Raw genomic sequence first — 13,191 nt, 5'->3', positions numbered from 1 at the left:
TACTGCGTTTTAAGGATACCGGATCGATTGGCTGCGGGAGATTTTCGCCAATCGGAGGTTTATTCCCCAGCCTCCTGCTGAGTCTGGCTGCGCCCGGTCGCGAGATTCAATCCTGGCGCAGGCTGAAATGCGCGAAGGGGATATTCTGCGGAAGATCAATCGCAAGCGGCAGCCGGGCGCGCAACTCGGGGTCGAGCAGGGAGTGGGGGCGACATTGCTGCAGGACGTAGCGGGCCACGCCGGCGTCGGCAAGCTGCTGCATCAGTGGCGCGAGATACTCAGGGTGGTCGAATCCCGGCATCAGGGTGGTGCGCACTTCCAGATCAACGCCAGAATCGAGCACGAGCTGAAGGCTCTCCCAGGCCTGCTCTCCGGAGCCGGGCACGCCGGTGATCAGCGGATAGTCCGCGGGCAGTGCTTTGATATCGAGCCCGATCCAGTCAACCAGTGGCAAGATTCGGGTGAGTCGTCTTGGAAAGGGGCCGCCAGTATGCAGTCCGATCTTGAAGCCAAGCGCGCGAGCCTCGGCCATGGCGGCAGGCAAGGCAGCTTGCGCTGTCGGCTCCCCACCGCTGAAAACCACGGCATCGAGCAGCCCCTGACGTCGGGCAAGAAACTCCCGCGCCTCTGCCCAGTCGAGCGCTGGCGCCTGGCCAGCATCGAGCAGATGCGCATTGTGGCAATAGGGGCAGCGCCACGGGCAGCCATGACAGAAGAGAGTCGCCGCCAACTCGCCGGGATAATCGCCGGTGGTCATCGCGGTCAGGCCCCCAAGGCGCAGTGCCTCTGCTGCATCCGGTGCGGAAGCTAAGTCCGTGGTAGCTTGCTCAAGATTGGATCGCTCGCGCATTTCCGCAGCCGTGGTCTGACAACCGACCTCTGGCGCACAGCCTAAGGTCAGCCTTGGCTCAACGGTTTGAACAGCGTCGGACATGGCAGCTTCGTAAGTTGCGAGTAAAGGCGAATCAGGCCGCCTGGAGATGGCGCTCTTCTTCGAATGCGGATTGGCCCGCGTGCGCGTTTGACCGTTCCCCCTGGCCCTGCGGTGTTTCGCAGAACATGACGCGATCGCGATGCTCGGACTGCTTGCCGGCGTTGAAGGCTGAAACCGGACGGTGATATCCCATCACCCGGGTCCAGACCTCGCAGCGGGTGCGTTCTTCGTCGCGGATTTCGATGTTGTCGTCGGTCAGCATGAGATGTCTCCGATTAAGGGGCGAAGGATGTCTTTTACAACAATTGATTAGTGCGTTAGCGCCGGCGTTCCGCCGGTGCTGGCAAGCTCTGCGCCCTGGGCCTCAGCGCGCTTACGCGCGATCAACTCCTGATCGCACTTGGGGCAGAACTCATGCTCGCCGGCGATATAACCGTGATGCGGGCAGATAGAAAAAACCGGCGTCACCGTGACATAAGGGAGGCGGAAGTTCTCAAGTGCTCGCTTTACCAATCGCTTGCAAGCGTCGGTGGAGCTGATCTTCTCGCTCATATAGAGATGCAGCACGGTGCCGCCGGTGTATTTGGATTGCAGACCCTCTTGCAGGGCCAGGGCCTCGAAGGGATCGTCAGTGAAGCCGGCCGGGAGTTGTGAGGAGTTGGTGTAGTAGGGCGACTCCTCGCTGCCGGCCTGCAGGATGTCCGGGTAGCGTTTCTTGTCCTCGCGCGCGAAGCGATAGGTCGTGCCCTCGGCCGGTGTCGCCTCTAGGTTATACATATGGCCGGTTTCTTCCTGAAAGGTCACCATGCGCTCGCGCACATGATCGAGAAAACGGCTGGCAAACTCGCGGCCCCACTCGCTCGTGATGTCCTGCGAGTCGGCAGTGAAGTTGCGGATCATCTCGTTTAAGCCATTCACGCCGATGGTCGAGAAATGATTGCGCAGAGTGCCCAGGTAGCGCTTTGAATAAGGGAAGAGCCCGGCATCGAGATGGCGCTGGATAACCTTTCGCTTGAGCTCAAGGCTATGACGCGCTAGCTGCAGCAGGTGGTCCAGGCGCCCGAACAGATCGTCTTCGTTGCCCTTGCTCAGATAACCTAGGCGCGCGCAGTTGATGGTGACCACCCCGAGCGACCCGGTCTGCTCGGCCGAGCCGAACAGCCCGTTGCCGCGCTTGAGCAGCTCGCGCAGGTCGAGCTGCAGCCGGCAGCACATGGAACGCACCATGTTGGGGGTGAGCTCGGAGTTGATAAAGTTCTGGAAGTAGGGCAGCCCGTACTTGGCTGTCATCTCAAACAGCCGCTCGGCATTCTCGCTGTCCCAGATAAAATCCGGCGTGATGTTGTAGGTCGGAATCGGGAAGGTAAAAATTCGGCCCTTCGCATCGCCCGCGGTCATCACCTCGATGTAAGCGCGGTTGATCATGTCCATCTCGGCTTGCAGTTCACCATAGGTGAAAGACTGCTCGACGCCGCCAATCAGGGGCACCTGGTCGCGCAAATCTTCCGGGCAGACCCAGTCGAAGGTGAGATTGGTGAAGGGTGTCTGAGTACCCCAGCGCGAGGGAACATTCAGGTTGTAGATCAGCTCCTGGATGTACTGGCGCACACGGCTGTAGTCAAGCTGGTCCACCCGCACGAAGGGCGCAAGATAGGTATCGAAGCTCGAGAACGCCTGGGCACCGGCCCATTCGTTCTGCAGGGTACCGAGAAAATTGACGATCTGGCCGATGGCCGAGGACATGTGCTTAGGCGCGCCGGCCTCGACCCGGCCGGGGACGCCGTTCAGCCCCTCGTTGAGCAAGGTGCGCAGCGACCAGCCGGCGCAGTAGCCGGAGAGCATGTCGAGATCATGGATGTGATAATCGCCGTCGCGGTGCGGCTGGCCGATCTCGGGCGTATAGACGTGGCTGAGCCAATAATTGGCGATCATCTTGCCCGAGGTGTTCAGGATCAGCCCGCCGAGAGAATAGCCCTGGTTGGCGTTGGCTGAGACGCGCCAGTCGGAGCGGTCGAGGTATTCATTGATGGAGCCCGCGACATCGACCAGGGTGCGATGGTCGTGGCGCAGTTTGCGATGCTGCTCGCGATAGACGATGTATGATCGCGCGGTCTCGAAATGATTGGCGCTGATCAGAGTCTGCTCGACGACATCCTGGATGTCCTCGATATCCGGAACGCGCCCGTTATCGAAGCGGTGCGCCAATACCTTGACCACCTGGGCGGTCAGCAGGCCGGCCTCGAGCTCATCAAACTCCCCGCTCGCGCGCCCGGCGCGCAGGATCGCCGACTCAATCCGCGCGGACGCGAATGGCACTTCCTCCCCGTCGCGCTTAAGCACGCGCCGCGGCAGGCTGGCGAGGCTGGATTGGGAATGCGCCATGAGGCGTCCTCTCAGGCTAAGGCACAAGATATTGTGTTACAGAGTATAGAAGACACTAGATATTGTGAATGTTGTAATGACGCCAAAATCGCGAAAACATGATCTGGATCAATTAATGCACCGCTATGACGCTATCAAGAGAGCACTGCGGGGTAGCGCAACGGCACCCGGCGCGAGAGCCCGGTGAGCAGCTCATAGCTGATGGTGCCGCTGGCGGCGGCGACTTCATTGGCGCTGACCAGGTTGCCCCAGAGCTCGACGGGATCGCCGGGCTTGGCTTGGGGCTGATCGGTCAGGTCGACGGTAAGCATGTCCATTGAGACGCGGCCGATCAAACGGGTGCGCTGGCCATTGACGGCGACAGGCGTTCCGTCAGGGGCGTGGCGCGGATAGCCGTCTGCATAGCCGGCCGCGACCACGCCGACGCGAGTCGGACGCTGGCACACGAAGCGCCCGCCATAGCCGATGGCTGCACCCGCAGGCAGCTCGCGCACCGCAGTCAGCTCAGATTCAAAGCACATGGCCGGTTGCAGGGCATCAGCATGCGGATGCCCCTGCTCCAGCGGGCTTAGCCCATAGAGCATGATTCCCGGGCGCACCCAATCCGCGTGGGTGTCAGGGCGCGTGAGAATGGCGGCGGAATTGGCCAGGCTGCGGGGTCCGGCGGCCGTGTCAGACAAGGATGCGAAGCGCGCGAGCTGCCGGTCGGTCGGTGCCGGATCGGCCTCGTCGGCGCGAGCGAAATGGCTCATCAGCACCAGTTCCCCGACATGCGGGCAACTGGCAAGCTGGCGATAGGCTGCGACGGCCTGCTCGGGGGCGAGTCCGAGCCGGTGCATGCCGGTGTCGACCTTCAGCCAGACCCGCAGCGGCTGGCGCGGGCGGGCGTTCAGCAGCCACTGGAGCTGGCGCTGGTCATGCACCACCGTCATCAGCGCCAGGCGCTCAAGCGTCTCCAACTCGACGGGGTCGAAAATGCCCTCAAGCAGCAGGATTGGATTGTGGATGCCCGACTCGCGCAGCTCCAACGCCTCCTCGCTGCAGGCGACGGCAAAGGCATCCGCCTCCGCTGCCAGCGCGCGCGCGACCGTGACGGCCCCATGCCCGTAGGCATTGGCCTTGATGACCGCCACGACACGGGCGCCACCGGCGAGTTGTCGCGCCAGGCGATGGTTGTGCTGAATTGCCGCAAGATTGACCTGGGCACGAATGGGGCGGGACATCGCGTCAGAATATTCCAGATTTTCCCGGATAGGTAAGAGACGGCAAGCCTCTTGTCATCCGCTCTGATTACCAGCTGTTGCTAGCGGCGTGCCCCGGTTGCGCCTCAAGCGCGACGGCCATGGCTTCGCGCAGCTGCGCGAGATCGATTGGCTTGGCGGCATAGGCATCCATGCCGGCGCCGAGGAAGCGCTCGCGATCACCGCTCATCGCATGGGCGGTCAGGGCGACGATGGGCAGCAGGCGGTTGTGTTCGCCCGCCTCACCGGCGCGGATGGCCGCGGTGGTGGCGATGCCATCCATGCCCGGCATGCGCACGTCGAGCAGCAGCAGGTCGAAGTGCTGCTCGCGCAGCGCATCGAGTGCCTGGTAGCCGTCACTGACGGCATGAATCTGACAGCCGGCTTTCTCAAGCAGCTTCTTCGCCACCAGCCGATTGACCGCCTCGTCATCGGTGACCAGCACCCGCAGTCCCTGCAGCGGGTCCGCTGTCACGGCGTCGGCCTGCGGGGCGGTGCTGGCTGGCGCTGCCGCCCGGGCAAAGGGAATGGAGAGCGTGAACTCGGTGCCGATACCCGGCTGGCTGCCAATGCACAGGGAGCCGCCCATCAGCTTTAGCAGATTACGCACGATCGACAAGCCCAGGCCGACACCGTCGTGGGTGCGAGTAAAGATGTTATCGACTTGCGCGAAAGGCTCGAACAGATGATCCAGGTCAAGCTCCGCGATACCCGCGCCTGTATCCCGGACACTGAACAGAATCAGTTGATCATCGCCCCGCCCGTGGCCAAGCCAGCGGACCGTCAAGCTGACCTTGCCGTGCTCGGTGAACTTGATCGCATTGCCGAGCAAGTTGCCGAGGATTTGATGAACGCGGATCGGGTCGCCTTTGACCTGGCGTGGAGTCTCGGGGTCCAGGGTGATGTCAAGCTCAAGCCCTTTCTGGCGCGCGGCGGGCGCGAAGAGCTGTCTGAGTGAGTCGATGAACTCGTGAAAATCGAAGGTTTCGTGACTCAGCAACAGGCGCCCGGCCTCGACACGCGAGAGGTCGAGAATGTCCGTCAGCAGCCGCGTCAGACGCTCCGACGCGCGCCTGGCCTGGGCGACATAGTCTGTTTGTTCGGCGGATAAAACAGTCGATTCAAGCAGCGACAGCATCCCAACCACGCCATTAAGCGGGGTGCGCAGTTCATGGCTCATGTTGGCCAGAAAGGCGCTCTTGGCGGAACTCGCCGCCTGTGCGCGCTCGGAGCGCTCGAGCAGGCGCTGCTCGGTGAGCTTGCGCTCAGAGATGTCGCGCAGCACCGACATGTGCTGTCCGGGAATGACGTTTGCCACCGCGTGATATTCCGTCATCAGCAAGGTGCCGTCCTTGCAGCGCAGCGTAAACTCGCCGGACTGCTCGCCCTCATCCAAAAACCCGCGCCACTGGCGACTCAAGCACCCAGCCTCATCGGGCGCGGCAAGTTCGGCAATGCTCATCTGCTTGAGCGCGTCGCAATCATAGCCGAGCATGGCGCAGGCGGCCGGATTGGCATCCAAATAGCGCCCGTTGTCGTCGGCGATCAGGATGGCATCGCCGGCCTGCTCGAACAGCCCGCGAAAGCGGCTTTCACTCGCGAGCAGCCGCGCCTCCTCGGCCTTGCGGTCGTTGGTGACGCGAAAATAGACGCACAGCGAACGCGCCGAGGGGTAGACGTGAACCTCGTACCAGTTCTGGTGCGGGGCGTAATAGGCTTCGAACTCGACCGGCACTTGCTCACGCAAGGACCGCTCATACTCCTGGTGGAAGCGGGTGCCAACCGCCTCGGGGAAGATATCCCAAAGGTTGCGCCCGATCAGCTCGCCGTTATCCGAGCAGCCAAGCGCCTCGCGGCCGGTGCGGTTCATGTAGAGCAGGCGAAAGTCGGGATCGACCTCGAAGAATGCATCCGTGGTGCTTTCGAGCACCTCCAGCAAGCGCTGATAAGACTGGCGCTGCAAGTCATCGCGCGATTGCGGCGGCTCCGCGGGTAAAGATGCACGATCCGCGACCAGCAGGAATCCGGGGGGCTGATCGAGCTGATCAGGCTGATCAGGCTGATCAGGCTGATCAGGCTGATCGGCGATGGCGGTCAACTCAAAGCGGAACGGCTGCCCGGCCAGGTCGCCGACAAAAACCTTCACCTCATCGCCACCAAGGCTGCACAGGGCGGCCATGATGGGATCGGCAATCTCCGGCGGCAAAAACTCGCCAAGCAGACGGCCAGTCATGTCCGCGCGCTTTAAGCCGGCGGCATCAAGTCCGCGGCCATGGGCAAACAGGCAGCGCCCATTGGTATCGATCGCCTGAAGCCAGCCGCGAGGATAGGCAGCCACCAGCGCGCGTAAAAGCGCAGGCGCTGCTGGCGAGTGGTCATCCTGACTGTGAGCGGTGGTTGTCATCATGGGGTCGGCTGGCATCCTGCGCCGGAGCGGGAAGTCACGTAAGAGGTAAATCCTCCATCCATTTCATGCTCTGGGTATGCTCCGGCATCGTAGGGGACCGGATTTGCCACCCGTTCTCGCGCAATTCGCGCGAAATGTCAAAACCGCGTTAGTCCGCCGCGCTGTCCTTCATCTGCTCGCGCCGCGCATCGGCCGGAGCCATCAAGGCATCCACCCCATCTGGGTCGACGCGTCCCCGAAGCGGTCACACGCAGTCTCGGGCAATGTGCCACAGATGGCACGCAATTTCCGCAAGCCTGGACGATCGAAGGTGGACATGTCGGCGCTGCGTGAGCAAACAACAGAGCGAACTCTTGTTGCGAATTGTCAATCGTGACGTTATCGGAAACAGCGCATTGCTCCATGTGCTATACCTAGCTTAGCGCCTGCAATGCGCGTTTATAATATGGCTAAATCCTAGGAGTTTCCGCTAATGGCAAAAAGCCAAATGACCCTCAGCACCAAGATCACGCTCGGGTTCGCTGCTGTGTTGGTGCTCTTGGTTTTCGGGGTCGGCTTGGGAATCCAAAGCCTGATGTCTCTATTGGCAAGCTCCGATGAGGTGGTAGCAGCGGATAATCTGCGTACCGATTTAGTCACCCGCGAAGCCGAGCATTTGAGCTGGGCATCGGCGCTGAAGTCATTTGTTTTCGATAAGGACGTCAATGAGCTGGAGGTTCAGCTCGACCCCACCAAATGTGCGTTTGGCCGCTGGTACTACAGCGACGAACGCAAGCGTGCCGAGGCCATGTTTCCGGGACTCAAGCCTTACCTTGCCGCGATCGAGGACCCGCATCGTCAGCTGCACGCATCCGCCCAAGCCATTGATGAGGTCTACGAACCTGTAGACCCGGCGTTGGTGCAGAAAATCTCCGACATCGAAAGCGGCCACCTGCGTTGGGCCATGACGGTGCAGGAGGCTCTGCTGAGCGGAGCGACCGAAATCGATGTGCAAATGAATCCGCGCGAGTGCGCGCTGGGCAAACTGCTCTACGGCCCGGAACGTGCGCGCATTGAAAAGAATGATCCGCAGCTTGCTCGCATCTTCAAGGAGATCGAAGAACCCCACAACACGCTGCACGAGTCGGCCAAGGAGATCAACGCCGCACTCGCCGAGGGCAGTCGCGTCAGCAGTTGGGGACAGGAAGACACGGGAAACGATGGTGTCGCCAAGGCCCAGCGCATCTACCGCGAGGTGACCATGCCGGCACTGGAAACCGTTACCGGCCATCTGCATGACATCATCGAGGCCGCCGAAAAGCGACTGCAGCATGTGCAGGAGGCCGCAACGATCTTCCGCAACGAGTCGGAGCCGAACCTGGCCCAGGTGCAGGAAAATCTCACCGGAATGGGCAATAAGCTCCAAGCGGATGCCACCGAGTTGCAGGAATCCATGGAGGCATCGGGCCAGAGCTCTACTACGCTGCTGATTGGTGCTGGAATTGTGGCCTTGTTGCTCGGGCTTGCTGCGGCGATCCTCATCGTGCGCGGCACCTCGCGCCAGCTCGGCGGCGATCCGGCTGAGTTGGTGGATGTCGCCGGTCGGCTCGCCGACGGTGACCTGACTCGTTCGCTTAAGGTGCGTGCCGGTGACAAGACCAGCGTGATGGCGGTGATGTCGCTGATGACCGACAAGCTGAAAACCGTGGTCAGCGAGGTCCGTGTCGGCGCGGATAGTCTCAGCTCCGCGTCGAGTGAGGTCAGCTCCACCGCCCAGGCGCTTAGCCAGGGCGCCACTGAGCAGGCCGCGAGCGTCGAGGAGACCACCGCGAGCATCGAGCAACTCAACGCCTCGGTGCAGCAAAATACCGAGAACGCACGCGTCACCAACGGCATTTCCAAAAGCTCGGCCGAGGAAGCCCGCCAGGGCGGCGAGGCAGTCGACCGCACCGTCAAGGCGATGAAGGAAATCGCCAGCAAAATCGGCATGATCGAGGAGATTGCCTACAAGACCAATCTGCTTGCTCTCAACGCCGCGATCGAGGCCGCCCGTGCCGGCGAGCACGGAAAGGGCTTTACCGTGGTCGCTGCCGAGGTGCGCAAGCTCGCCGAGAACAGCGGCACCACGGCGCAGGAGATCAATCAGCTCGCCACCAACAGCCTGTCGATTGCCGAAGATGCCGGGCGCGTGCTCGAGGAAATGGTGCCCAACATCGTCAAGACCGCCGAGTTGGTGGAGGAAATCACCGCCGCCTCCGGCGAGCAGGCATCTGGCATCGGCCAGATCAACGAGGCCATGGGCCAGCTCGACAAAGCCACCCAGCAGAACGCCTCAGCCTCCGAGGAACTGGCCGCCACCGCCGAGGAACTCAGCGGCCAGGCTGCGCAGCTACAGGAAACCATGGCGTTCTTTAAGGTGTCAGCAGGCAAGCGTGAAAGCTCAAGCCCGGCCATCAAAAAAGCGGTCTCGCCCCCCCGTCACAGCGAACCGGATGTCGCAACTGATGATTTTGGCAGCAATGGGGGCGATAAGGATTTCGAGCGCTTTTAGGCGGGATGCCTAGCCAACTCAAGGGCAAAGCAAGCAGGCATTAACCGCTGCGGCCTTTAACGCGCTGGCGAGCAGACAGCCTTGCTTAATGGCGCTCCCTAGGGGATTCGAACCCCTGTTACCGGCGTGAGAGGCCAGCGTCCTAACCGCTAGACGAAGGGAGCGGGACGTGCGGTGGAGAGTCGCGTATTATACGGTATTCCCTGGTGGGCTCAAGCGGGCGGTAGAGATTTATTGTTCGCGCGGCCCCTGTCCATTTGCTTGTCTTTTGGGCACAGCGGGTTCTTCGACAAGTCGATCATTTAACATAAAAAAATGCGGATCTTTTCGTTTCCTTGTCTTCTGTGACTGAACATTCACCTCGCATTGTGCCGCGCCCGGAGCACAGTATTTCGCGCGCGAATATCAGCTCGAATGCGGTAAAGGTGCTCAACCGGCTGAAGCAGAGCGGCTATCAGGCTTATCTGGTGGGCGGTGGTGTGCGCGACTTGCTGCTCGGGCATGAGCCGAAGGACTTTGATGTCGCCACCGATGCGCTCCCGGAGGATGTGCGGCGGGTGTTTCGTAATTGCCGGCTGATCGGGCGGCGGTTTCGCCTCGCGCATGTGTTCTTCGGGCCAGAGATCGTCGAGGTGGCGACCTTCCGCGCCGCGAACGTGACCAGCGGAGATGATGATGACGCGCGCCAGATCGAAAACGGCATGATCCTGCGCGATAACGTCTTTGGCAGCATTGCCGAGGATGCGTTACGACGCGATTTCACGGTTAACGCGCTCTATTACAATATCGAGGATTTTTCGCTGGTCGACTACGCCGGGGGGCTCGACGATATCGCCGCCGGTCGCTTGCGACTGATTGGCGATGATCCTGTCGCGCGCTACCGCGAGGACCCCGTGCGCATGCTGCGGGCGGTGCGCTTTGCCTGCAAACTGGGTTTCATGATCGACCCGCGCTGCGAGGCACCCTTGTTTGAGCTCGCACCGCTGTTGCACGACGTCCCCCCGGCGCGGCTGTTCGAGGAGATTCTCAAGCTATTTCAAGCGGGTTGTGCCTTGTCGGCGTTTGAGAAGCTGCGCCATTACGGGCTCTTTGCCGAGCTTTTCCCCGAAACCGAAAACTGCTTGGCGGCGGAGGAACAGGATTTCCCGATTACTTTCGTTAATCGCGGACTCGACAATACCGACCGTCGATTGCAGGAAGGCAAGCCAATCGCGCCTTTCTTCCTGTTCGCGGTGCTGCTGTGGGAGCCGGTGCGGCAGGAGTATCAACGACTGCTTGACGCTGGTCATGGCCCATCGGAGGCGATGGCTGTCGCCTCGGGCTCGATCAACGGGCGCCAGCAAAGGCGGGTGGCAATCCCCAAGCGCCTGGGTCTGCCGATGCGCGAGATCTGGTCTCTGCAGCCCGCGCTGGAGCGGCGGCGGGGCAAGCGCCCCTTTGCCTTGATCAATCATCCGCGCTTTCGCGCCGCCTACGATTTTCTGCTGCTGCGTGCGGAATCGGGCGAGGTGGATACGGAACTTGCCGAGTGGTGGACCCAGTTTCAGCAGGTCAATGCGACCGAGCGCGCCGTCATGACGAGCGAGCAAAAGTCGTCTGGGACCCGCCGACGGCGACGCCGGCGCAAGGTGCGCACCGATCAGCCCAACACGACGGGCGATGCATCCACGCCTGCCGTGCCCCCTGTTTGATGCACATCTCTTGCCGGATGAGCAGCTTTGGCTTGATCAGCTCCGCTTGCCTGATGAGCAATTCTGCTGAGGCGCGTCGCTCCTGCTCGATGAGACAAGCAAGCCCACGCATCGCCCAAGACGCTCAGTCCTTGCGACACTGCTAGCCATGGAACCCATGACTCTGAGACGCCTCGCCACCATGAAGCGCGAGCGTGAGCGGATTGCCTGCCTGACCTGTTACGACGCGACCTTCGCGCGGCTGCTGGAGCAGGCCGGGGTCGATGTGCTGCTGGTGGGCGACTCTCTGGGCAATGTGATTCAGGGTCAGGACAGTACGCTGCCGGTCACGCTCGATGACATGGTGTATCACACCGCTTGCGTCGCGCGCGCCACCTCCGGCCCGCTGCTGATTGCCGATCTGCCCTTTCTGAGCTACACCACGCCGGCACAGACGCTTGAGAGCGCCCGCCGGCTGATGGGCGAAGGTGGCGCCCGCATGATCAAACTGGAGGGCGGCGAACCGAGGATGCTCGATTGCGTCCGCTCGCTGAGTGATTTTGGCGTGCCCGTTTGCGCGCACCTCGGCCTGCTGCCGCAGTCGGTGCACAGGCTCGGCGGATACCGTTATCAAGGGCGCGATGCCGCGGCGGCGGAGCGGATTCGCGCCGAGGCGCTGGCGCTCGAGCAGGCCGGAGCTGCCATGCTGGTGCTGGAGTGCGTACCAGCGCAATTGGCGGCAGAGCTGACCCAGAGCCTCAGCCTGCCGGTGATTGGCATCGGCGCTGGTCCCGACTGCGATGGGCAGGTGCTGGTGCTGCACGACATGCTGGGGGCGGGCACGCAGCCGCGCTTTAGTCGGGATTTCCTGACCGGCCAAGACAAAGGGCTGCGCGGTGCGGTCGACGCCTATTTAACGGCAGTGAAGTGCGGGGCCTTTCCGGGACCGGAACAGACGCTGTTTTGACGGCTTTGGCCCTGGCAGTGGTAGCAAATGCTGCCGCTCCGCTTGCCGATCATCAAGTCCAGTGCCTTTGCCGCGAATCTCACCGAGCCATTGTCCGGGCCGGCCAGGAGCATGAGCGGTAAGGTGATTTGAGGAACGCGATCGTTGGAAATCTTCACGAAAATACCCGCCACCCGCGCGCAAGTAGCCGATTGGCGCCGTGCAGGTCAGCGCATCGCGCTGGTGCCAACCATGGGAGCGCTGCACGACGGACATCTGTCGCTGGTTGCTCAGGCGCTGAGTTGCGCCGACCGTGTCATCGTGAGCCTGTTCGTCAATCCGCTGCAATTCGGCCCCAATGAAGACTTCGACCGCTATCCGCGCACCTTTGAACGCGATTGCGAGCTGCTCAATGCGCGCGGCGTGCATGCACTCTTTGCTCCAGCGGATGCGCAAATGTATCCCGACGGGCGCGAGGGGCAGACACGGGTGCATGTTCCCGGGCTTTCAGACATGCTCTGCGGCCTGAGCCGACCCGGATTTTTCGACGGGGTCGCAACAGTTGTGACCAAACTCTTCAATGCCGTGCAGCCAGATATAGCGATCTTCGGCGAGAAAGACTTTCAGCAACTGGTTGTCATCCGCCGACTGGTGCGGGATCTCAACCTACCGATTGAGATTCTCTCTGGCCCCACGGTACGGGAAGTCGACGGCCTCGCGCTGAGTTCGCGCAACGCCTATCTCTCGGATGCCGAGCGGGTTGCTGCGCCAGCGCTCTACCGGCAACTCCAGCAGGCCGCACAAGCCCTGCGCGATGGGTGCAGCCCAGCGGCGGCTGAAGCCGAGGGCGAGCGGGCACTGAACGCGGTCGGATTCAACACGGACTATTTCAGCGTGCGGCGCGCGCACGATCTTGGCGCTGCGCAGCCGTGCGATGCCGCGTTGGTCATCCTGGTCGCGGCTTATCTTGGGAGCACCCGTCTGATCGATAATCTGCTCCTACAGCGGCCTGCTGCAAGAACTTGACGGCGCAAGCGCGAGCGCAGCGTCCGCGCAAGGCTCAGTCGCGACTTGAACTGCC

9 protein-coding genes and 1 tRNA gene are annotated in these 13,191 nt (G+C 62.0%); 4 read left to right on the top strand and 6 right to left on the bottom strand.

Going from position 1 to position 13,191, the window contains the following annotated elements; genetic code table 11:
• Positions 1-106 precede the first annotated feature (106 nt).
• From Thiosp_RS01760 to Thiosp_RS01740, 5 genes are all read right to left on the bottom strand, one after another.
• Positions 107-850 (bottom strand): anaerobic ribonucleoside-triphosphate reductase activating protein, encoded by a 744-nt coding sequence (locus Thiosp_RS01760; RefSeq protein ID WP_201069243.1) that lies wholly within the window; start codon positions 848-850, stop codon positions 107-109.
• Between the two features lie 115 nt (positions 851-965).
• On the bottom strand, positions 966-1,196 hold the full coding sequence (nrdD, locus tag Thiosp_RS01755) for an anaerobic ribonucleoside-triphosphate reductase (RefSeq protein WP_201069014.1): 231 nt from the start codon (positions 1,194-1,196) through the stop codon (positions 966-968).
• 47 nt (positions 1,197-1,243) lie between these two features.
• Positions 1,244-3,316, bottom strand: a complete 2,073-nt coding sequence (locus Thiosp_RS01750; protein WP_201069015.1) for a ribonucleoside triphosphate reductase — start codon at positions 3,314-3,316, stop codon at positions 1,244-1,246.
• Positions 3,317-3,450: 134 nt separating this feature from the next.
• Positions 3,451-4,539, bottom strand: coding sequence for an alanine racemase (alr, locus tag Thiosp_RS01745; RefSeq protein ID WP_201069016.1), 1,089 nt, complete (start codon positions 4,537-4,539; stop codon positions 3,451-3,453).
• A 67-nt stretch (positions 4,540-4,606) separates the two neighbouring features.
• Entirely contained in the window at positions 4,607-6,964 is a 2,358-nt protein-coding gene (locus Thiosp_RS01740; protein WP_201069017.1) for a PAS domain S-box protein, read from the bottom strand.
• 472 nt (positions 6,965-7,436) lie between these two features.
• Between Thiosp_RS01740 and Thiosp_RS01735 the strand changes: the two genes are divergently transcribed.
• A complete protein-coding gene (locus Thiosp_RS01735; RefSeq protein WP_242518990.1) occupies positions 7,437-9,494 on the top strand; it encodes a methyl-accepting chemotaxis protein in 2,058 nt (685 codons plus the stop codon).
• Between the two features lie 89 nt (positions 9,495-9,583).
• Here Thiosp_RS01735 and Thiosp_RS01730 read toward each other — a convergent pair.
• Positions 9,584-9,658 (bottom strand) — tRNA-Glu (locus tag Thiosp_RS01730).
• Between the two features lie 171 nt (positions 9,659-9,829).
• On the opposite strand from Thiosp_RS01730, the gene pcnB reads away from it, so the two are divergent.
• The 3 genes from pcnB to panC all read left to right on the top strand — a co-directional run bounded on the left by pcnB (position 9,830) and on the right by panC (position 13,136).
• On the top strand, positions 9,830-11,185 hold the full coding sequence (pcnB, locus tag Thiosp_RS01725) for a polynucleotide adenylyltransferase PcnB (protein ID WP_201069018.1): 1,356 nt from the start codon (positions 9,830-9,832) through the stop codon (positions 11,183-11,185).
• A gap of 148 nt (positions 11,186-11,333) precedes the next feature.
• Entirely contained in the window at positions 11,334-12,131 is a 798-nt protein-coding gene (panB, locus tag Thiosp_RS01720; RefSeq protein ID WP_201069019.1) for a 3-methyl-2-oxobutanoate hydroxymethyltransferase, read from the top strand.
• A 144-nt stretch (positions 12,132-12,275) separates the two neighbouring features.
• Positions 12,276-13,136 (top strand): pantoate--beta-alanine ligase, encoded by an 861-nt coding sequence (panC, locus tag Thiosp_RS01715; protein WP_201069020.1) that lies wholly within the window; start codon positions 12,276-12,278, stop codon positions 13,134-13,136.
• The last annotated feature ends 55 nt before the right edge of the window (positions 13,137-13,191 follow it).

Source organism: Thiorhodovibrio litoralis (assembly GCF_033954455.1).
Lineage (GTDB): Bacteria > Pseudomonadota > Gammaproteobacteria > Chromatiales > Chromatiaceae > Thiorhodovibrio > Thiorhodovibrio litoralis.
Note: the sequence above shows the minus strand (reverse complement) of the source record. Positions and strands in the feature narration are given on the sequence as shown.